Origin of the sequence: Flavobacterium sp. N2820 (assembly GCF_025947285.1) — a bacterium.
Taxonomy (GTDB): Bacteria; Bacteroidota; Bacteroidia; order Flavobacteriales; family Flavobacteriaceae; genus Flavobacterium.
In genome coordinates this window covers 834,829-855,981 of the sequence record NZ_CP110008.1, presented here as the reverse complement: position 1 = coordinate 855,981, position 21,153 = coordinate 834,829, and the positions used below count along the sequence as shown (strand labels likewise).

The 21,153-nt window shown below is 31.8% G+C and carries 23 protein-coding genes and 1 tRNA gene; 16 read left to right on the top strand and 8 right to left on the bottom strand.

What is annotated here, in order from left to right; genetic code table 11:
• Nucleotides 1-97 precede the first annotated feature (97 nt).
• The 7 genes from OLM52_RS04030 to OLM52_RS04000 all read left to right on the top strand — a co-directional run bounded on the left by OLM52_RS04030 (nucleotide 98) and on the right by OLM52_RS04000 (nucleotide 6,000).
• Nucleotides 98-319, top strand: coding sequence for a hypothetical protein (locus OLM52_RS04030; protein ID WP_264549862.1), 222 nt, complete (start codon nucleotides 98-100; stop codon nucleotides 317-319).
• A 121-nt stretch (nucleotides 320-440) separates the two neighbouring features.
• On the top strand, nucleotides 441-1,475 hold the full coding sequence (locus OLM52_RS04025) for a pesticidal protein Cry7Aa (RefSeq protein ID WP_264549861.1): 1,035 nt from the start codon (nucleotides 441-443) through the stop codon (nucleotides 1,473-1,475).
• Nucleotides 1,465-3,849: a glycosyltransferase gene (locus OLM52_RS04020; RefSeq protein WP_264549860.1), complete on the top strand. Its 2,385-nt coding sequence runs from the start codon at nucleotides 1,465-1,467 to the stop codon at nucleotides 3,847-3,849. The genes OLM52_RS04025 and OLM52_RS04020 overlap by 11 nt, the downstream gene beginning before the upstream one ends.
• A 128-nt stretch (nucleotides 3,850-3,977) precedes the next feature.
• On the top strand, nucleotides 3,978-4,619 hold the full coding sequence (locus OLM52_RS04015; RefSeq protein WP_264549859.1) for a porin family protein: 642 nt from the start codon (nucleotides 3,978-3,980) through the stop codon (nucleotides 4,617-4,619).
• 18 nt (nucleotides 4,620-4,637) lie between these two features.
• Nucleotides 4,638-4,952 carry a YtxH domain-containing protein gene (locus OLM52_RS04010; RefSeq protein ID WP_264549858.1) on the top strand — a complete coding sequence of 105 codons (315 nt, stop codon included), beginning with the start codon at nucleotides 4,638-4,640 and terminating at the stop codon, nucleotides 4,950-4,952.
• A 161-nt stretch (nucleotides 4,953-5,113) separates the two neighbouring features.
• Nucleotides 5,114-5,569: a hypothetical protein gene (locus OLM52_RS04005; RefSeq protein ID WP_264549857.1), complete on the top strand. Its 456-nt coding sequence runs from the start codon at nucleotides 5,114-5,116 to the stop codon at nucleotides 5,567-5,569.
• Nucleotides 5,570-5,574: 5 nt separating this feature from the next.
• Nucleotides 5,575-6,000 carry a hypothetical protein gene (locus tag OLM52_RS04000; RefSeq protein WP_264549856.1) on the top strand — a complete coding sequence of 142 codons (426 nt, stop codon included), beginning with the start codon at nucleotides 5,575-5,577 and terminating at the stop codon, nucleotides 5,998-6,000.
• An 88-nt stretch (nucleotides 6,001-6,088) separates the two neighbouring features.
• Here OLM52_RS04000 and purL read toward each other — a convergent pair whose 3' ends face one another.
• From purL to OLM52_RS03985, 3 genes are all read right to left on the bottom strand, one after another.
• The gene (gene purL / locus OLM52_RS03995; protein WP_264549855.1) at nucleotides 6,089-9,754 is read right to left on the bottom strand and encodes a phosphoribosylformylglycinamidine synthase; all 3,666 of its coding nucleotides are present in this window, start codon (nucleotides 9,752-9,754) and stop codon (nucleotides 6,089-6,091) included.
• 128 nt (nucleotides 9,755-9,882) lie between these two features.
• Nucleotides 9,883-10,515: a DUF1579 domain-containing protein gene (locus OLM52_RS03990; protein ID WP_264549854.1), complete on the bottom strand. Its 633-nt coding sequence runs from the start codon at nucleotides 10,513-10,515 to the stop codon at nucleotides 9,883-9,885.
• Nucleotides 10,516-10,534: 19 nt separating this feature from the next.
• Complete coding sequence (locus OLM52_RS03985; protein ID WP_264549853.1) at nucleotides 10,535-12,106, bottom strand: hypothetical protein; 1,572 nt, start codon at nucleotides 12,104-12,106, stop codon at nucleotides 10,535-10,537.
• Nucleotides 12,107-12,197: 91 nt separating this feature from the next.
• Between OLM52_RS03985 and OLM52_RS03980 the strand changes: the two genes are divergently transcribed.
• The 4 genes from OLM52_RS03980 to OLM52_RS03965 all read left to right on the top strand — a co-directional run bounded on the left by OLM52_RS03980 (nucleotide 12,198) and on the right by OLM52_RS03965 (nucleotide 14,607).
• Nucleotides 12,198-12,623: a hotdog fold thioesterase gene (locus OLM52_RS03980; protein WP_264549852.1), complete on the top strand. Its 426-nt coding sequence runs from the start codon at nucleotides 12,198-12,200 to the stop codon at nucleotides 12,621-12,623.
• The gene (locus OLM52_RS03975) at nucleotides 12,623-13,657 is read left to right on the top strand and encodes a chorismate-binding protein (protein ID WP_264549851.1); all 1,035 of its coding nucleotides are present in this window, start codon (nucleotides 12,623-12,625) and stop codon (nucleotides 13,655-13,657) included. Before OLM52_RS03980 ends, OLM52_RS03975 begins: the two co-directional genes overlap by 1 nt.
• 59 nt (nucleotides 13,658-13,716) lie before the next feature.
• Nucleotides 13,717-14,433, top strand: coding sequence for a bacillithiol biosynthesis deacetylase BshB1 (gene bshB1 / locus OLM52_RS03970; RefSeq protein WP_264549850.1), 717 nt, complete (start codon nucleotides 13,717-13,719; stop codon nucleotides 14,431-14,433).
• Nucleotides 14,434-14,531: 98 nt separating this feature from the next.
• Nucleotides 14,532-14,607: transfer RNA gene (locus OLM52_RS03965), tRNA-His, on the top strand.
• A gap of 55 nt (nucleotides 14,608-14,662) precedes the next feature.
• On the opposite strand, the gene OLM52_RS03960 is transcribed toward OLM52_RS03965, so the two are convergent.
• A complete protein-coding gene (locus OLM52_RS03960; protein ID WP_264549849.1) occupies nucleotides 14,663-15,589 on the bottom strand; it encodes an SIMPL domain-containing protein in 927 nt (308 codons plus the stop codon).
• Between the two features lie 163 nt (nucleotides 15,590-15,752).
• Between OLM52_RS03960 and OLM52_RS03955 the strand changes: the two genes are divergently transcribed.
• From OLM52_RS03955 to OLM52_RS03940, 4 genes are read left to right on the top strand one after another with little or no spacing between them, the layout of a single operon-like run.
• Nucleotides 15,753-16,655 carry a hypothetical protein gene (locus OLM52_RS03955; protein WP_264549848.1) on the top strand — a complete coding sequence of 301 codons (903 nt, stop codon included), beginning with the start codon at nucleotides 15,753-15,755 and terminating at the stop codon, nucleotides 16,653-16,655.
• A 1-nt stretch (nucleotide 16,656) separates the two neighbouring features.
• On the top strand, nucleotides 16,657-17,199 hold the full coding sequence (locus OLM52_RS03950) for a hypothetical protein (protein WP_264549847.1): 543 nt from the start codon (nucleotides 16,657-16,659) through the stop codon (nucleotides 17,197-17,199).
• Nucleotides 17,200-17,222: 23 nt separating this feature from the next.
• On the top strand, nucleotides 17,223-17,729 hold the full coding sequence (locus OLM52_RS03945) for a hypothetical protein (RefSeq protein WP_264549846.1): 507 nt from the start codon (nucleotides 17,223-17,225) through the stop codon (nucleotides 17,727-17,729).
• A 3-nt stretch (nucleotides 17,730-17,732) separates the two neighbouring features.
• The gene (locus tag OLM52_RS03940) at nucleotides 17,733-18,191 is read left to right on the top strand and encodes a hypothetical protein (protein ID WP_264549845.1); all 459 of its coding nucleotides are present in this window, start codon (nucleotides 17,733-17,735) and stop codon (nucleotides 18,189-18,191) included.
• Between the two features lie 83 nt (nucleotides 18,192-18,274).
• Here OLM52_RS03940 and OLM52_RS03935 read toward each other — a convergent pair whose 3' ends face one another.
• Genes OLM52_RS03935 through OLM52_RS03925 form a run of 3 tightly spaced genes read right to left on the bottom strand, consistent with a single transcriptional unit; the run spans nucleotide 18,275 to nucleotide 19,967 of the window.
• Entirely contained in the window at nucleotides 18,275-18,838 is a 564-nt protein-coding gene (locus tag OLM52_RS03935; RefSeq protein ID WP_264549844.1) for a YceI family protein, read from the bottom strand.
• A gap of 29 nt (nucleotides 18,839-18,867) precedes the next feature.
• Nucleotides 18,868-19,500 (bottom strand): NAD(P)H-dependent oxidoreductase, encoded by a 633-nt coding sequence (locus OLM52_RS03930; RefSeq protein ID WP_264549843.1) that lies wholly within the window; start codon nucleotides 19,498-19,500, stop codon nucleotides 18,868-18,870.
• A 14-nt stretch (nucleotides 19,501-19,514) separates the two neighbouring features.
• Nucleotides 19,515-19,967 (bottom strand): MarR family transcriptional regulator, encoded by a 453-nt coding sequence (locus OLM52_RS03925; RefSeq protein WP_264549842.1) that lies wholly within the window; start codon nucleotides 19,965-19,967, stop codon nucleotides 19,515-19,517.
• Between the two features lie 126 nt (nucleotides 19,968-20,093).
• Between OLM52_RS03925 and OLM52_RS03920 the strand changes: the two genes are divergently transcribed.
• Complete coding sequence (locus OLM52_RS03920) at nucleotides 20,094-20,402, top strand: rhodanese-like domain-containing protein (RefSeq protein ID WP_264549841.1); 309 nt, start codon at nucleotides 20,094-20,096, stop codon at nucleotides 20,400-20,402.
• 36 nt (nucleotides 20,403-20,438) lie between these two features.
• Here OLM52_RS03920 and OLM52_RS03915 read toward each other — a convergent pair whose 3' ends face one another.
• The gene (locus OLM52_RS03915) at nucleotides 20,439-21,116 is read right to left on the bottom strand and encodes a Crp/Fnr family transcriptional regulator (protein ID WP_264549840.1); all 678 of its coding nucleotides are present in this window, start codon (nucleotides 21,114-21,116) and stop codon (nucleotides 20,439-20,441) included.
• Nucleotides 21,117-21,153 lie beyond the last annotated feature (37 nt).

Below are 21,153 nucleotides of genomic sequence, written 5' to 3'. Positions count from 1 at the left end.
TGATTTATGTAAGTTTTCTTTTTAATGCTGTAATACATTTTAGTTTCAAATGAATAACCTTTGTTTTATAAGATTATAACATTTAAACACAATTAAAATGGAATCAAAAGCAAACAAAGGAACAGAAGTTTTTAAATTTTCTGGTGATTGGAAAAGACAAGCAGATAATTTAAAAGATAAATTTCCGCAATTGACCGATTCTGATTTAAAATTCGAAAGTGGTAGAGAAGATGATTTACTTGAAAGAGTAGAGGCTCGTTTGCACAAAAAGCGAGAAGAAGTAATGAATATTATCAAAAAAGGACAACCTACAACATAATAATTGACTTTATTTTGTGGGCAACTTAGTAACTCAAAAATGCTAAGAATACACATAATAGCCAATAAAAGGCGTAGGTGAATTTTCATCTACGCTTTTTTTCATCTAACTACATCTCAAAATGATACAAATCAAAAAAGAAGGTATTCTTCTTAAAAAAACCGAACTCTCGTTTGAAAATGACAGTGTTTTAAATCCTGCAATTTTGCAAGAGGGAAACACAGTTCATATGTTGTATCGAGCGGTTAGAAAAGGAAATTATTCAACAATTGGATATTGTATGTTTGATGGGCCTCTTACATTAGTGCAACGCAATAATACACCTTTATTAATTCCATTTTCTGATGACGCTTCTCATGGTATTGAAGACCCAAGAATTGTTAAAATTGATGGTGTGTATTACATTACATATACTGCTTATAATGGAATTAATGCTTTAGGTGCTTTAGTTACATCAACTGATTTACAACATTTTGAACGTAAAGGAATTATTGTGCCTAAATTTACTTTTGACGAATTTAAACGATTGGCCGAATGTACAAATTTGGTAAATGCAAAATATTTTCGTCACGTTCGCCACTTTAAACACAATGAAGAAGTTTTTCTTTGGGATAAAGATGTAATTTTTTTTCCAAGAAAAATAAAAGGAAAATTGGCTTTTCTACACCGAATACGTCCCGGAATTCAATTGGTTTTGATTGATAGTTTAGAAGATTTAACTAAAGAATTTTGGAATCAATATTTTCTCCATTTTAATGAACACATTATTCTTGACCCTGTTGGTACTAATCACGAATCAGGTTTTATCGGTGGTGGCTGTCCTCCAATAGAAACCGAATTGGGTTGGCTACTCATTTATCACGGTGTTTTTGATACTTCTGAAGGTTATATTTATTCAGCTGCAGCTGCTTTGTTAGATATTGATAATCCTACAAAAGTAATTGCAAGACTAGTTGACCCTTTATTTGAACCTGAATTGGATTATGAAAAAAATGGAGTTGTTTCCAATGTGGTTTTTCCTACTGGGACAGCTCTATTTGATGATACATTATACATTTATTATGGTGCAGCAGACAAATGTATTGCTTGTGCATCAATGAGTTTGAAAGCATTATTACAAGAACTTTTACTAAATCCAACTCAAAATGAAAGATAATTTTTTTCCCATCTATAATAATTCATTGCTTGTTTATAATGAAGCAAAAAATAATCGTAATGAAAGTAACTTGATGCGATTCATAAATCAATCTAAATATCAGTTACTCCCAGTAGTAGAAAAACAATTGCCCGAAATCGTTTTTATAACATCATATCCACCAAGAGAATGTGGAATTGCTACCTATACTCAAGATTTAAAAAATGCGATACAAGAAAAATTCGGAGGCACATTTTCATTAAAAGTTTGTGCATTAGAAACAAGCGAATCGAATTACAATTATCCAGAAGAAGTTAAATATAAACTAAATACTGAAATTGAAGATCATTTTTCTGAATTGACAACAAAATTGAATGCGGATAGAAATATTGCAATGGTATTTTTACAACACGAATTTGGTCTTTTTGGAGGCGTTTATGGAGATTATTTGTTAAAATTTATGAAACATTTAAAGCGTCCAATTACAACTACATTTCATACTGTATTACCAAAACCAGCTGATCAACTTAAAAAAGTGGTTCGTAAAATTACCGATTATTCTGATTGTTTAGTTGTGATGACCGAAATTTCAAAATCTATTTTGATGACTGATTATGGAATAGCTTCTCGAAAAATCGCCGTAATTTCTCATGGAACGCATTTGGTTGCATCGTTTGATACTTTGCATCAAAAAACTAAAAATCAGTTTAGTGATAGAGTAGTGCTAACCACTTTTGGACTATTGAATGAAGGAAAAAGTATAGAAACAGCACTTGAAGCTTTGCCAAAAATTATAGATAAATTTCCAAATGTGATTTATTTAGTTATTGGAAAAACACATCCTGAAGTTCTAAAAAGAGATGGAGAAAAATACCGTAATTTTCTGTATGAAAAAGTGCAAGAATTACATTTAGAAAACAACGTTCGGTTTATAAATAAGTATTTATCCTTAGAAGAATTAATGGATTATTTAGAACGAACAAAAGTTTATCTATTTACTTCAAAAGATCCTAATCAAGCAGTTAGTGGCACATTAGCGTATGCAATGGCTTGCGGTTGTCCTGTAATTGCAACGCCCATTCCGCATGCAAAAGAGTTTTTACAAGGTGCTGGATTTAATTATGATTTTCTAAACGTCAATCAACTTGCCGAAAAAACAATTGAACTATTATATAATCCAAAATTGGTAAGAGAAATGCGATTAAATGCTTTGCATAAAATTAGTCCCACTTCTTGGCAAAACTCAGCGATTGCTCATATTGAATTGGTAAAAAATAAAAATAACAAGCATAAAATAACTTTGCACTATGAAATGCCGAAAATTTCATTAAACCATATCAAAAGAATGACGACAATAAATGGATTAATTCAATTTTCGGCTATTTCAAAACCCAATTTGCAATCAGGTTATACATTAGATGATAATGCTAGAGCACTGATTGCGGTAACTAAACATTATCAATTAACAAATACTGAAGAAGATTTAGAATTAATTAACACGTATTTAAAATTCATTTTATTTTGCCAACAAGAAAATGGTAGCTTTTTAAATTATGTTGATAAAGAAGGAAATTTCACTACCAATAATTCGAATGAAAATTTAGAAGACTCCAATGGTAGAGCCATTTGGGCACTTGGAGAATTTATTTCTCATAGGGAGATAATTCATAAAAGTTTGATTAAAAAAGCAAAGTTTGCAATAGAAAAAGCTTTAATAAATATCCATAAATTTCATTCACCAAGAGCAATTTCTTTTGCTATAAAAGGATTATATTTTTATAATCAAGAAAGTCAAAGTCCACGAATAAATTATTTAATCACTTCCTTGGCCGATAATTTAGTTTCAAAATACCGTGGAGTTTCTGATAAAAAGTGGAAATGGTTTGAAGATTATCTTACCTATGCCAATAGTATTCTTCCAGAAGCAATGTTGTTTGCAGGTTTGAGTACTGGAAGTGAGTTGTATAAAGATATCGCAAAAACTTCGTTTGATTTTTTACTTTCTCTTACTTTTAAAGAAGATCAAATCAAAGTGATTTCAAATCAAGGTTGGTATCACAGAGGAAAATCGGCCAATCAGTTTGGAGAACAACCTATTGATGTAGCTTATACGATTTTAGCGCTACAAACTTTTTATCAAGTCTACGAAGATGATGCTTACAAAAGCAAAATGTGTATAGCATTTGATTGGTTTTTAGGAAAAAATCATTTGCATCAAATTGTTTATAATCCAAAAACGGGTGGTTGTTATGATGGTTTAGAGCAACATCATGTTAATTTGAACCAAGGTGCAGAATCAACTATTAGCTATTTGCTCTCTAGATTAACAATGGAAAACGTTGTCAATCCCATACATGAAACCGTTTTCTTTGAAGAAGCCTTTCAAAATGAGTGAATCATGTAACTTAAAAAATAGATTGTGTAACACATTTTAATGGTTGTGAACGCACCTTTGTACTATAAATTAGAACTATTACTAGTAAGGTTTAAAAATATTGCGCATATAACTTAAAATTAAAAAAAATGAAAAAAGCAATCATAATGATCGCGTTAGTTACTTTATCGGTTACAAATTCAATGGCTCAAGAGTCTTCAACAACTGATAATCGAAACAAATTATTCTTTGGATTAAAAGCAGGAACAAATTTTTCAAATGTTTATGATTCTGAAGGCGAAGATTTTGTTGCAGATGGGAAATTTGGATTAGCAGGAGGTGTTTTTGTATCAATTCCGTTAGGTAAATTTGTTGGAATTCAACCCGAAGTATTATTTTCTCAAAAAGGTTTTAAATCAACAGGTACGTTTTTAGGAACCGATTATGAAACCACAAGAACTACTGACTATATTGATATTCCATTATTTTTAGCTGTTAAACCAGTTGAATATGTAACACTTTTATTTGGGCCTCAATACTCATATTTATTAAAACAAAAAGATGAGTTTACAGGAGGTTCATTAAGTTCAACACAAGAAGAAGAATTTGAAAACGATGATATTCGTAAAAATACTTTTTCACTTATTGGTGGTGTGGATATAAATGTTCAAAATCTAGTTTTTGGACTAAGAGGTGGATGGGATTTAAAAAACAATAATGGAGATGGAACTTCTACAACGCCACGATATAAAAATATGTGGTATCAAGCAACAGTAGGTTACAGATTTTAATCTTAAAAATAAAATATCATGGAAAATCTTAATGATAAAGGAAAATTAGTTTTTGGAAGTTTATTTGTTGGAGCTCTAATTGGAGCAACTATTGGCGTATTGTTTGCACCTCATAAAGGGAAAAAAACAAGAAGCAATATTGCAAAAAGCTTAAAAAATTCGGCAAATAAGTTCAAACAAGAAGTGAGCGAAGATGGTCAATATTTAAAAGATAAAGCAATGAAAGTTGAAAATTTTTTAGAAGACAAAATGAACAAAGCGAATACTTCATTCAAAGACAAAGCGAATGAATTACTGCGAAGTGGTTCTGATCATGAAATGAGTAAAAAATAATTAAAGAAAGGCCATGGTTTCCTTTTTAAATCACCTGTCAAAATACGTTTGCATAAGTAAACATTACTATGAAAAGGAGATAACTTATATGAGTGCTAAAATGTAAATTTTACATATTTGAAAAATGAAATCATGGTTTTACAAACACAAAAAAGCATACAATGAAAACATTTATTATAAAAACAGTACTTACCGCTAGTTTTTTAGGTTTTTTTATGAACAGTTGTAATAATTCTCCAACTGCAAAAGAAGAAGACGTTAAAGAAGCTACACAAGATTTAATTGATGCTGAAGCAGATTTGGTTCAAGCAGAAAATGATTCTATCAGTGATTACAATACATTTAAAGAAAGCATTCAGTTGAAATTAGCTCAAAATCAGCAAGAAATCAACGAATTAAAACTAAAAATCAATTCGAAAGGAAAAGTTGAAAGAGATTTAGATGAAGTTGAAATCAATACATTAGAAAAAAGAAATTCGGATTTAAAACTTAAAATTGAAAATTATGAACAAGGTCCTGAAGAAAAATGGGCATTATTTAAAGTAGATTTTAATAATGAATTGAACGATTTAGGAAAATCGATTTCAAATATGGCTGACCGTAATATGAAAAAATAATGCATATGAAAACAAATAGTTTATCACTAAAAATTGCACTTTTTTTAGTATTACCTTTTGCCTTATTGCAAATCTTTACATCTTGCTCTAAAAATGTAAAGTTTGAAAATTCAAATATTGTTCCAGCAGCAAGAGGTGATATATCTGTTAAAAAGGACAATAATAATAATTACAACATCAAGTTAGAAATTTCATATTTAGCAGAACCAGAGCGTTTACAACCACCCAAAAAGTATTATGTGGTTTGGTTGTCCTCTGAAGAAAATCAAATTCCTTTAAATATTGGTCAAATTGTTGGAACATCTAAACTTCATGTAAAGTTTGAAAGTGTTTCTTCATCCAAACCAAAACGAATTTTTGTAACTGCTGAAGATGATGTTAGCACGCAATATCCAGGACAATACGTTGTTCTAGAAACCGATAAGTTTTAGTTTTTTGGGGTTGATGTTTGGAAAAACTGCTTTCGGGCAGTTTTTTACATTAAAAAAAGTGCTCATTTTAATGAGCGCTTTTTCTTTATTATTTTTTATTTTCAATCCATTTTCTGGCATTTACAAAAGCTTCTAACCATGGAGAAACTTCATCTTTTTGTCCTCTATCCGGATAATGTGCCCAATTCCAAGGGAAAGTCGAACGCTCAATGTGTGGCATCATTACTAAGTGTCTTCCAGTTGTATCACACATCATAGCTGTATTGAAATCTGAACCATTTGGATTAGCTGGATACCCTTCGTAAGCATATTTTGCTACAATATTATATTTTTCTTCAGAATAAGGCAACTTGAATTTTCCTTCTCCGTGTGAAATCCATACCCCTAAAGTAGTTCCTTCTAACGTAGATAACATTACCGAATTATTTTTCTGAACGGTTACCGACGTAAAACCACTTTCGTGTTTGTTTGAAGTATTGTGATGCATTTTTCCGTGGACTTCATGCTCTGGGTTAATCAATTCTAATTCCATTAACAACTGACAACCATTACAAATTCCAACTGAAAGCGTGTCTTCACGTTTGTAGAAGTTTTTCAAAGCCGTATTCGCTTTTTCGTTATATAAAAACGCTCCAGCCCAACCTTTAGCCGAACCTAAAACATCTGAATTCGAAAATCCTCCAACCGCTCCAATGAATTGAATGTCTTCCAATGTTTCTCTCCCAGAAATTAAATCGGTCATGTGAACATCTTTTACATCAAATCCTGCTAAGAACATAGCATTTGCCATTTCACGTTCTGAATTACTTCCTTTTTCGCGAATAATAGCTGCTTTTGGTCTAGGTGTTGAAGCATCAATTACAGGTAGTTTTCCATTAAAATGCGATGGGAAAGTGAATTGTAATTTTTGATTTTTGTAATTATCAAAACGTGCTGCAGCCATTCCGTTTTTAGCTTGTTTCGAATCTAAAAGGAACGATGTTTTAAACCAAGTATCTCTTAACGTTGAAATACTAAATGTCAAACTATCATCACCATTGATAATCGTAAACGCATCGCCATCAATTGCCGAACCAATTTTAAAAATTTCAATATTATGATGTGCAAAAGTTGCTTCTACTTCAGCATTAGCTTGGAAAACAACTCCTATATTTTCATTAAATAAGGCTTTAACCGTATCTTTTTCACCTAAAGAAGTCAAGTCGATTAACGCACCTAATTTATCATCTGCAAAACACATTTCTAATAAAGTAGTGATTAAACCACCACTGCCAATATCGTGTCCAGCTTTAATTTTTCTATCTTTAATTAAATCTTGTAAAACGTTGAATGCTTTTTTAAAGAATTCCGAATTTTGAATCGTTGGAACATCATTTCCGATTTTATTCAATACCTGAGCAAATGAACTTCCACCTAATTTAAACGAATCTTGCGATAAGTTTATGTAGTAAATGTTTCCGCCATTTCGTTGCAAAACGGGCTCTACTACTTTCGTGATATTTGAACAATTTCCAGCGGCCGAAATAATAACCGTTCCTGGTGCAATTACTTCATCATTTGGATATTTTTGCTTCATTGAAAGCGAATCTTTTCCTGTTGGTATATTGATTCCCAATTCAATAGCAAAATCTGAACAACCTTTTACGGCTTCATATAAACGAGCATCTTCACCTTCATTTTTACAAGCCCACATCCAGTTGGCTGATAATGAAACCGATTTAATTCCTTCTTTTAAAGGAGCCCAAACCAAATTTGATAAAGCTTCACCAATAGCAGTTCTTGAACCCGCCACAGGATTTACTAATGCTGAAATAGGCGAGTGGCCAATCGAAGTAGCAATTCCTTCTTTTCCTTTGAAATCCAATGCCATAACACCGACATTGTTTAAAGGCAATTGTAATGGACCAACACATTGCTGTTTGGCAACGCGTCCACCTACACAACGGTCTACTTTATTGGTTAACCAATCTTTACAAGCTACTGCTTCCAATTGTAAGACTTGACTTAAGTAGCTTCCTATATTTTCTTTTGAATATTCTAATTCTGAATAATTGGTAGCAACGGTTTTATCCGTCATAATCGTTTTTGGCGAACTTCCGAAGAAATCTTCCAAAGCATAATCCATTGGTTTTAAACCAGTTGATTTTGATTCAAATGTAAATCTATGGTCGTTAGTTACATCACCCACTTGATACATAGGAGAACGCTCTCTGTCGGCAATTCTTTGTAAGGTTTCAATGTCTTTTTCACCAATAACCAATCCCATTCTTTCTTGCGATTCGTTTCCGATGATTTCTTTTGCCGAAAGCGTTGGGTCTCCAACTGGTAATTTATCTAAATCGATTAATCCTCCAGTTTCTTCCACTAATTCTGATAAACAATTCAAATGTCCGCCTGCTCCATGATCGTGAATCGAAACGATTGGATTGTTATCACTTTCTACCAAACCACGAATGGCGTTGGCAGCACGTTTTTGCATTTCTGGATTCGAACGTTGGATAGCATTTAATTCAATTCCTGAACCAAAAGCACCTGTATCTGCAGACGAAACCGCAGCGCCACCCATTCCAATTCTATAATTTTCACCACCTAAAATAACGATTTTATCGCCAGCAGTTGGTTTCTTTTTAATGGCTTGATCTAATTTTCCATAACCAATTCCACCCGCTTGCATGATCACTTTATCGTAACCAATTTTACGATTGTTTTCCTCATGTTCGAACGTTAAAATAGAACCTGTAATTAAGGGTTGTCCGAATTTATTTCCAAAATCTGAAGCTCCGTTGGATGCTTTGATCAAAATATCCATTGGTGTTTGGTACAACCAAGGTCTTTCTGCCATTCCATTTTCCCATGGACGTTCTTCTGCTAAACGTGAATAAGAAGTCATGTAAACGGCAGTTCCCGCTAAAGGTAACGAACCTTGTCCACCTGCTAAACGGTCACGAATTTCTCCTCCAGAACCTGTTGCTGCTCCATTGAATGGTTCAACTGTTGTTGGGAAGTTGTGTGTTTCTGCTTTTAAGGAAAGAACCGAATCAAATTCCTTTTCTTGATAGAAGTCTGGCTTGTCGGCACTTTTTGGTGCGAATTGGGTCACTTTTGGTCCTTTTACAAAAGCTACGTTATCTTTATAAGCCGAAACAATATCGTTGGGATTTGTTTCGGATGTTTTTTTAATTAATTTAAATAATGAAGTTGGTTTTTCTTCGCCATCAATCACAAATGTTCCATTGAAAATTTTGTGGCGACAGTGTTCTGAATTGGCTTGTGAGAAAGCAAAAATTTCAGAATCGGTTAATTTTCTACCTAATTTCGAAGAAAGAGTATTCAAATAGTCTACTTCTTCAGGACTTAAAGCCAAACCTTCCGATTTGTTATAAGCTGCAATATCTTCAATATCTAAAATAGGTTCTGGTTGAATATTAATCGTATAAATTTCTTGATTTAATTCTGAATATTTTTGCGAAAGCATCGGGTCAAAATCGGTAAAGTCTGCGTTAACTTTCTCAAATTCTTCAATACGAATTATACCAGAAATACCCATATTTTGAGTAATTTCGACAGCATTTGTACTCCAAGGCGTAACCATTGCGGCACGAGGTCCAACAAAAAAATCCGCTACTACGGATTTTTCTATTTTATGTGCGTTGCCAAAAAGCCAATTTAATTTGTTGCTATCTTCTGATGAAATCTCGTTTTGCGTTTGAACTGCAAAAACAGTGTTGGATTGGTTTCCGAAGAAATGAATCATTGTGTAGTTATTTGTGTTGTTGAAGTTGCAAATTTATTCTAAAAAGTTAGAAGTTCAAAGTTTTAAGAGCGCATAAAAACAAAAAAAGCTGTTCTTTTTTGAACAGCTTTAATTTTATTTGTTGAAAACTACATTTTACGTTTCGAAACTACTTGCATCGACTTGAATTCTTTGCCGTCTTCCAAAACATCAAACATTTCCATTTTTTGGTTGTTATCATCAATATAAGTAATGATTTCTTTTACTTTTTTAGCTTTTTTAGTCACTGGATCCACCATTTCCCCATAAAAAGTAGAGGTTTTTGTTGCTTCATCGTATTTTCCACGAGTAATCATCATTCCAGTTCCCATATTGTCAATCCAAGTTGATACAAATTCTTCGGTTGCATTATCAAAAGCAACTGTTCCTTTTCCCTCAAATGGCATTCCAAACATATCACCAGAATAAGTTCCTTCTTGATATTTACCGCCCATAATCATTTTATAGGTTACAGTAGCAGTAGATTTCATTTCCTGTGGATTGTCTGGTGACCAAAACGTTAATTCAGCATCCCAAGTTCCGTTATCTTTAGCTAACATTTCGTGAGCTTTTGATGGTGTAGCATAATCAGTCCAAGCTTTAGCGACTGTAGCAGAATCTGGTTTTGTTTCGACAGCAACTTCTTCTTTAGTTGTTGTTTCTTCAGGTTTTTGTACTTCTTCTTTTTTACAAGAAACGAATGTTAAACCAATAATTAAAAGAGATAAAGAGAGATTTTTCATAATTGTATAGTTTAATTGATTAGTCAAAAGTAGTCCAATTATAAGCTCCTATATCAGTAGCTCCAATTCTTGGATTATTTAATATATCGTTAAAAGTAGAGTAAGTGTTGTCAGCACTTTCTCTTGCTGCAGAATCTTCTCCAATCATTAATTCATTATTCGTTGGATTTTTAAAATAAGGTCTATTTACATTTGAACTTGTTGCAATTAAACAATTTGTATAATTACTTCCCGAAAAATCATACAGCGGATTAGATGCAAATTGATTTCCTGAATTGGCAAATTTGATCAGGCAATGATCAAAATTAAAGTTAAAAGTTGCACCTTCTTTTTGTAAACTAATTCCTAAATTACTTGAAGTATACACAATACAATTTTTAAAATTTGCTTGTATTAATTCCGTTTCATCAGTTTCACTAAGATTTTCATTACTTAAAACAATTGCCGTTTGTGAAGGGCTCGACCAATAATTTGCAAACGTACAATGCGTAAAATCATAACTACCGCCAAAACTTCCAGCAAAAGATGCTTGTCCACAATTATTGATAACCATGTTTCTACCTTCAATATTTCCTGTTCGAGCTAAAATTCCAACATTTGAACAATTATAAATTTGTGTATTATTGATATCTAAAGTTGGAGTAGAAGTGCCATCATTTCCTGTAACTAGGAGTCCAACTGTAGCATTTTTTATTGTTAAATTAGAAATTTGATTGTTTGTACTTCCTTGTGTTAGCCAAATGGTTCCCCATTGTCCAGGAACTTCTGCAAAATCAGGTTCTAAACGATCGCCTTCAAAAATGACTTCGTTTTCTAAAGCTGTTGTTGTTGAATTTGTTCCATTCACGTGAATAGAAGCATTATTTGCAACAATTAAACCCGATTCGGCATGAAAATGAACTCTTGCTCCAGCATCTACCACTAACGTTTTTGTACTCGGAACTGCTGCATAACCATACACTACATAAGGTTTGGTATTGGTCCAATGCAATTCGTTTCCGTTGGTTGGATCGGCTTCATCTAAGAAAAAACCGTAAATTTCGTCATCTCCAATAGGTAATGTTTCAGTAGTTCCATCAGAGAATTTTTGAGGATATAAAAAAATTGCATCTTGAATTAAAGTTACCAATTCTACTTTTTGTTGATTAATTCCATCTCCAAATAAAATTTGATCGGTATATAAAAAATCGGTTGGGTTTGCAGCTGCTACATCAGCTGTGACAGATACAAAAATGTACATACTGTCTTTAGCTAACATTTCTACATTTTCAAATTCCTGACCTGCCATTCCATCAACCATTAATCGATATTTTGAAGCAGATCCTTTGCTCAATCGTACAGTAGGAATAGAAATATTCTTATCACTTCGATTATAAACTTTTAAGGTATAAGTACTTGAGCCTATATTAGTAAACACAGTATCTAGATAAACAGTATCTTTTGAAAAACGCAAGCCTCCATTGCTGGTTTCAAAGTCTAAATCATTTCTGCAAGATGTTAATGAAACTGCAAATCCTATTAATAATAAAAGTAGTAAACGACGCATGTATAATGTAATTTTGGTAAATGTAATTATTAATTTTAAATTCATAAAATCAAAATGTGTATAAAATACATAGTAAAACGTTAAATCAGATGAAATATTCTATTCAGAATGTTTAATTTTACAGAAAAATAAACTTATGCTGTTTGATAGAGAAAAAATGTTGCAATTATGTAACGATTGGAGCAAAAATACTTTAATGAATACCTTAGATATTGTTTACACAGACGCTGGTGAAGATTTTTTAACCGCTACAATGCCTGTGAATTCAAGAGTACATCAACCTATGGGATTGCTACATGGTGGAGCTACAGTTGCTTTGGCAGAAAGTGTTGGAAGTGCCGCTTCACTAATGTTTGTAAATCCAGAAAAACAAGAAGTTCGTGGTATCGAAATTTCAGCAAATCATTTAAAAAGTAAACGAGAAGGAATGGTTACTGCTACGGCTAAAATTATTCACAAAGGTGCCAGTATTCATTTATGGGAAATTAGAATTGTAGACGAAGAAGGAAAATTGATTTCGCTTTGTAAATTGACTAATATGGTACTTTCAAGAAGACAATAATGCAAGTTTTCGAAGAAATACATACTCTACTATCAAATCAAAAAGCGTTTGTGTGTTATGTAAAACCAAATGAAACGGTTTGGAATTTAATCGTACAACAAAACACTGAAATTATTGATTTTATCGGTCAAGCCGGATTTGTGTTCATGCCTTTTCATGAAGGAAAACAAGTGGTAATTCCGTTTGAAGGAAATATGTTTTCGCAAGGAAATCTTGAAAAATTAGAGCAAAAATCAGCTGAAAATTTTATTTCAGAAACGAATCAAAAAGAAGCTTTTGAGAATTTAGTTTCCAAAGGAATTGAAGCAATTAAACAAGGCGAATTTGATAAGGTAGTTTTGTCACGTAAAATTGTTTTAAAGGAACAAATCTCAATTGTTGAAACGTTTCAGAACATGATTTCGGCTTATCCAACGGCTTTTCGCTATTTGTTTTGTCATCCAAAAATTGGTTTATGGATGGGAGCAACGCCGGAGCAATTGGTAAAAATCAATCAAAATCAGTTTGAAACGGTGGCTTTGGCGGGAACGCAATTGTATTCTGAAAATGTAATTTGGGCAACCAAAGAAATAGAAGAACAGCAATTTGTAACCAATTATATTGTAACTAAAGTAAAAGATAAAGTAAGTCAACTTATTGTTTCTGATGTTAAAACAGTTAAAGCTGGAAATTTAGTACATTTAAAATCATTTATTTCAGGGGAATTAACAACTGATTTTCTGTCGAATGATTTAATAAAAGCATTACATCCAACGCCAGCTGTTTGTGGTTTACCCAAAGAAAATGCAATCGATTTTATTCTGAAAAATGAAGACTATAATCGAAAATATTATGCTGGATTTTTAGGGGAATATAAGAAAGACAATCAAACCGATTTATTCGTAAATTTACGCTGTTTAGAAGTGGATAATGATGTTGTACATATTTATGTAGGCTGCGGTATTACAAAAGACAGCCATCCAGAAAAAGAATTTATCGAAACCGAAAACAAATCGATGACGATGCGGAATGTTCTAGTAGTCAGTGTTCAGTAATCGGTGTTCAGTTAAAAAAAACTTATTGACTTAGTGCCTTCGTGGCAAAATTAAAAGATATGAAATTAGACATATTAGCTTTTGGAGCGCATCCAGACGATGTAGAATTAGGTTGTAGTGGCACAATTGCCAAAGAAGTTAGCCTTGGAAAGAAAGTCGGGATTATCGATTTAACTCGAGGAGAACTTGGTACACGTGGTTCGGTTGAAATTCGTAATTCTGAATCGGCTAAAGCTTCTGAGATTTTAGGCGTTTTTGTACGTGAGAATTTAGATATGCGTGATGGGTTTTTTATAAACGATGAAGCGCATCAGTTAAAAATAATTCAAATGCTACGCAAATACCGTCCCGAAATCGTGTTATGCAATGCAATTGCCGATAGACACATCGATCACGGAAAAGGAAGTAAATTGGTTAGTGATGCTTGTTTTTTATCAGGTTTGGTTAAAATTGAAACCGAATTAAACGGGGAAAAGCAACACGCTTGGCGACCAAAAGTAGTCTATCATTACATTCAATGGCAAAACATTGAACCGGATTTTGTGGTAGATATTTCTGGATTTCTGGATAAAAAAATGGAATCAGTGTTAGCATATGGTTCGCAATTTTATGATCCAAATTCTAATGAACCGGTGACACCCATTGCTTCAAAAAACTTTTTAGACAGTGTAAAATATCGAGCCGAAGACTTTGGAAGACTAGTAGGAGTGGAGTATGCCGAAGGTTTTACTACCGAAAGATATTTGGCAGTCAATAGTTTAGCTGATTTGAAATAAAATAGTAGTAAAAAAGTAAAAAAAATCTTTGCAAGATTGTAGGAAACACCTATATTTGCACTCGCAAAAGAATTAAGATTCTCTTGTTCAAAACAAATGGTGATTGTAGCTCAGTTGGTTAGAGCGTCGGATTGTGGTTCCGAAGGTCGCGGGTTCGAGACCCGTCTTTCACCCTTTAAATTAGAAAGCCCTGAATTTTCAGGGCTTTTTTTTATGGAACAAACTTTCCTTAAATCGAAGTATCAATTTTATAATGCATTGTAATGGTCATTACATATTGAATACCCACTTCAGTTTGATTGGGATTGATGACTTTGTCAAAACCTGCGCTTGAAATTCCGTCGTAATAAAAAGTCTTATTTTTTCGAGCAATTTTCTTTAAATAAGGACTTCGGTTGTTGTAATTCGTTTGAATTTCTGCTGTTTCAAAAGCTTGGTAGGTATTGTATTGTGTTTTTGGGAAAACCGTTGCAAATTCTTCTGTAGCTGTCGGTGTTCCAATGATTCGTTTTCCAAAAGCTTTCATGTATCTAATTTTTTTCGCTTCAGCTAAAACTAAGGCTTCATCAAAAAGTGAATTATGAATGGCATCCGTTTCATTGTTGTAATATTCCACTTTTATCACATCATGAATTTCAAAATCGGAAGCCAACGCAATTATTTTTTCCAAACTAGTTACGTTTGAAGTTGAAACTATAATGTTCTTTTTGATTTCAAATCCTTTTTCAATTTGTTCAGAATTCATACCATTTACTTCAAAATCATAAATTTTGGTTTGCGAAATAAAATCGATGTACACATTTTCTTTTTTCACACCCAACGATTTCATTTTTTCGATAAAACCCGTAATTCTTGCCGTAATTTTTTTGCTACAACCAGCAACCGTTTCATCTTCTTCGTTTAAACCTAACGTCATTACAAATCCATCTGCTTTTTTGTTGAGTAAAATTTTTACAGAAACCGATAAAACATTATCATTGATCGACACTTTACTGTTATTTGGTAACGATTCCTGGTTGTAATTGTTGCCGTTGTAATTGTTTTTTCCATAGACTTGATTGCCACTAATTTGTGCCGAAACACTTAAAACATTTAGTAAAAGCAAAGCAATAATTAGTTTCCATTTTCCGTTTAGTTGTTGTACTTGCGTGTTCATATTTTTTTGTTTTTAAAATTAATATGGTGCAATAGTACATTCGCAACACAAATTTTGGTTGGCAAATCAACTTTCCTTTCACTGTAAAGATTTTTCGTTACTTTTACAGTGGTTTTACAGTAAATAAAATTGAGTAATTGCCTACTTTTGACGCATAAAATTCATGAACCCATTAAACGTATTCTTCCAACTTAAAAACGATGTGCTTTTGACTTATCAAAAGCAATATCCTTATTTTGAAGGAACTTGGAAAACGTTTAGTTCGCAAGACATTCAAAATTTAACCGATTTGATTGCCGTTCAAGTAAAACAAACGGTGAGTGAAAAATGGATTTACACCCATCTAAAATCGGAAACCAATGCTAAATTGCCTCGAAAAGATATGTTAGATATTTTATCGCAATTGGTGGGATATTCGGGTTGGGATGAATACGTGTTTAAAGCCAAACAAAATGAAATTGTAGTTACAGCACAACCTAAAAAGAAGCAAAATGTGTTTCTGATTGGCATCGTAATTTTAGCTTTGTTTTTGGTCGGATTTCTTTCGTATCAAATAATGAATAAAGAAGAAATTCAAACCATAGAAGTAAAGAATGCATTTACCGAAGAACAAATTAATAGCGATGAAGTAAAAGCGGTGATGATTGAAAATAATATTGAATCGCCAGTTGAAATTATCGATTCGAAAATTCAAATTGCAGCAAAAGATAGTACGAAAATTGTTTTGAAAAGTCCGTATTATAAAGAAAAAACGATTGTTATTAATAAAGAAAACACAACGCCAATTACATTACAACCCGATGATCATGCCATGATATTGAAAGGTTTTATGAAATCGGATATTAAAGATTGGCAAACCCGAAAAGAGCAATTGCAGCAAATTTTGGCAAATGATTTAGAAGTTTTAGTCATGCTAAAAAACGATTTGGGAATAGAATATTTTAACAAACAAGAATTTTCTGAAAAGTTGATTGTTCCAAGCGTTTCATTAAAAAAAATGAAAGTAATTGACATTCGAAGTAATGAAAAAAATGAGATAAATTTTATACGAATTTTACAAGAATAATATGTTTTTACGAAGTTGTATTTTTCTGTTTTTAGTTGGCACATTTTCCGTTTTTGGTCAAAATGCGAATCCGACTGCTTCCACGGCAATAAAAGCAAATTTTACGATGGCTTCGGTAAAAGCCTACCAAGAAAGCGCGACTTTAAAAGTGGAAGATTATTACCATTATTTAACGCTATTTTCTGCCGAAAGCACTTCAGAAAGTTTAAAAAGCGAAATCAAATCGAGTATTTTCAACTTGTTTGAGAATGAAAACAACACCGTTGTTGATTATACCTCAGAAGAAAAACTTACAATTTCACTGAAAGAGTTATTAACTAAAATTGAAAATAAGAACTATTTATTTTCTGTTTCCAATTTTGAGAATTCTATTGTTGCAAACGATTTTTGGACCACACAATACCAATTAACAATTTCGCAAAACGAAAACACAACGCAATTGCAACTTTTTCAAAAAGTAAGTTTTAAGCCAATACTAAAGGCTTTTGGTTCTATTAAAAGAGAAGTTTGGACGTTGTTTTTAGGTGAAGTAACGTTGCCTTGAGTTTGTTTTATATTCTCATAAATATGAAAAACTATATTATTACTTTCTTTCTAATTACAATTATTTCATCTGGCTGTGATAAAAGCAGAACTTCAAAAATAGAGGAGAAGAACACTTCTAAATATGTAAAAATTTGGTTTGATACTATTAGAACTTATCCATACATCGCAGAATTGAAAATTAAAAAGAACAACACATTTGAATTCTTCAGTGGTGCTTGTACTTATAGGTCAATTAGTAAAGGAACATGGATAATTAAGAATGATACTATCATTTTAAACAGTTCGCAACCAAAAGACTGTTTTTACATGTGTGAATATGGTACCATTTGTAAAACTGTTGAAGAAATTAATAAAAGAAGAGATAGAAAAAAATCAATAAAAGATTGTAATGCTGATATTGAATTTGAATATGAGTTGTTTTCTAATGAAAAGTTTTATTTGAAGAATGACACATTAGTTCATGTTAGGCAAAATAAGCAATGTGCTGGTTTAGAATTTGCATATGCTTCAAAACAAAAAAAGGATTAATTAATGAAATTTTCAGCTGAATCTCAAGATTTTGATAAACAATTGAAAAGACGTGTAACTAAAGAACCTATAATTTGGTTTTTTACACCAAAAGTATTCGATGATAAAAATTTTACAGGAAAATTTAATGATTCAAATTTTAATTTAAGTTCAAATACTTATTTTTCATCCCTCAAAGCAATACGAATTAAAGGAATTTATAAAAGAAAATCTGAGAACCTTTATTCAATTGAATATGATGTTGAACTATCAAAAGGAACAAAGATATTTTACTTCTTAGGAATTTTCTCATTTGTTTTTGTTATGAATTTTATGATTTATAAACAAAGACAAACGTTTGAAATTTTTCCCAATTGTATATTTTTATTCTTTAATGTGTTTATTCTTTTTGTTTTTTCATTATCTAAAAGAAACATAAAGAAAAATTTTGAAAAAGAATTTGAATTGAAAAATATCGTTTAAAATATTTTAAAAACTTCCAAAAACAAAAAAGCCCTGAATTACTTCAAGGCTTTTGTTTTTCATAGCAAAGTTTCCCAGTTCAATTAGAATACTAATTTTACTTTTAATTCGAATTCATCATAAATAGCTTTATCACCTAAATCGCTGAAAAAGTTTCCAGATTTGTAAGTAATATCATATTTAGTTCTATCTACTTTTAAATCAGCTGTAGCAGTGTTTCCTGCAACAGTAATTTCAAATCCAATAGTATTAGTTTTTCCTTTGATCGTTAAATCAGCATTAATACCGTAAACACCATTTCCTTTGTCTGCAATTTTTTTGATTACTAAGTTCGCTGTTGGGTGATTTTCAGTACCAAAAAAATCATCTGACTTTAAGTGACCATCTAAACTTGATTTACTTTTACCTTCTAAATCAGTTGTATTAATTGATGTCATGTCTACCGTAAAACTTCCACCAGCTAATTTGTTTCCTTTGAAAACTAAAGCTCCATCTTTTATGTTGATAGTTCCTTCATGTGAACCTGTTACTTTTTTTCCAACCCAATTGATTGTACTTTTAGCTGCGTCAACTTTTTTAGTTTGTGCACTTGTTGATAATGTTACTAAAGCTACTAGAGCTAATGCGATTGATTTTAAATTTTTCATGTGTTTCATTTTAAATGTTAGTGGTTATATTAAATAGTTTCAAATAATTCTTCGATTGGTTTTCTCACTTTTGCATAGTGTTGTGTAGCATCTTCTTCATGACGATAACCTACAGTTGCTACTAATGAGGCGTTTAAACCTAATTTGTTTAAACCCAAAATTTCGTTGTATTTTTCAGGTTCAAAACCTTCCATTGGAGTTACATCGATTTTTAATTCAGCGGCCGCATTTAGAAGATTTCCTAACGCTAAATAGGTTTGTTTTGATGTCCAAACTGCTTTTTGTTCAACAGGTAGTGATACAATTTTAGATTTCATAAAATCTGAATAGCCTTTTAAATCTTCAAGTGCTAAACCTCTAGTATTCGCAATATTTTGAACATAATTGTCAATATGATTTTCTTGAACATCTACCACATTTGCAAAAACAAATAGGTGAGAAGCCTCTACAATTTGTGATTGTCCCCAAGAAACAGGCTGTAATTGTGCTCTAATAGCTGGATTTTCAATAATAAATACTTTGTATAATTGTAATCCGTATGAAGATGAACTTAGTTGAATGGCTTTTTTTAGAGTTTCTAAATCTTCTGTTGATACTTTTTTAGTGGCATCAAATTTTTTGGTGGCATAACGCCAATTTTGGTTTTCTATAAAGTTATTCATGGCAATTTTTATAATTAATTTCTAAATTTTTCTAATAATTCATTTAACAATTCTAATTCTTTATCCGTAAGATTTTTGGCAAAACTTTTTTCATGAGATTCTACTAAAGCATCTAGACTTTGAAGCAATTCCATCCCTTTTTCAGTTATGGTAATTTCCATTTTACGTCTATTTTCTGGACAAATCTCTCGAATGACTAAATCTTTTAATAACAATTTATCTACAAGTCTTGTAGTATTACTGGTTTTGGCAATCATTCGTTCCTGAATAGTGCACATATTTACAGGATTTCCTTTTTGACCTCTTAAAATTCGTAATACATTGAATTGTTCAGGAGACAAGTCAAATGGCTTTAAAATTTCATTGAACTTTTCTGAAACAACATTTTGAGTGTACATTACATTGAGTAGTGTACGCTTTTCAATTGCCATTGGAGAAGTTGGTTTTATGATTTCTTCTATTCTCATTTGAGTTTGTAAAATTTGTATGTACAAATGTAGTAATTATTTTATTTGTATGTACAAATGTGTGTTAAATTTTTATTAAAGTTTTTTTTTAAAATTATAGATAGTATTTTTGGAAAAAAATAAACGATGACAAACTTAGATCAAAACACATGGTGGAGTCAGTTTTTAGCTGATGAAAACGGAGTTATATTAGATGTGCGTACAGAAGATGAATTTAACGATGGTTCTATTCCAGAAGCAATAAATATTGATATCTATAAAGGACAAGGTTTTATTTATAGAGTGGAGGAGTTAGATAAATCGAAAAACTATTATGTGTATTGTGCAGCGGGAGTACGAAGTGCAAATGCTTGTGGTGCTATGGAACAATTGGGTTTTGAAAAAACATTTAATTTGGTAGGTGGTTTTTCAAATTGGGAAGGACCAACGAAATAAGAAATAAAAAATCCGCTGAAAAGCGGATTTTTTATTTTAGGCAAAACGTTTTAATTTATTTTTATCGGCAATAAATATTTTTTTGCCACTTAATTCTATGAGTTCTGATTTGTTTAGTTCTGAAAGTAAACGAATACAACTTTCGGTAGCGGTTCCAATCATTCCAGCTAATTCTTCTCTAGAAAGTTGAATATGTAAAGAACCATCTTCGTTTTTTCCAAATGTCTCTTCTAAATAAATAAGCGTTTCTACTAATCGTTGACGCACCGTTTTTTGGGCCATATTTACCATATGATCATCGGCATCTTTTAAATCCTCACAAATGGTTTTCATTACATTCATTGAAAACTGATTGTTATGATTAAAAAACTGCATCACTTCACTTCTAGGAATAAAGCAAACTTCCATATCTTCTAATGCAATTGCACTTAAATTAGCAGGTTCATCACTAATCATAGAGCGTTGGCCTAATAATTCGCCGGGTTTTACTAATTTAACAATTTGGTCTTTACCATTATCGCTTAATTTAGATAATTTACATACACCGTCTTTAACACAGTAAATACCATTGGTTACATCACCTTCTTCAAAAATAGGCTCACCTTTTTTAATAGTATAAGACGTTTTGCACTCGGCCATGCGAAGTAACTCTTCTTTATTTAAGGCTTTTAATGAACTAAATTGCCTCACAATACATTGTTCGCATTTACTCATAGTAAGATTTTGTTTAATGTGTTTACAAATTTACAAA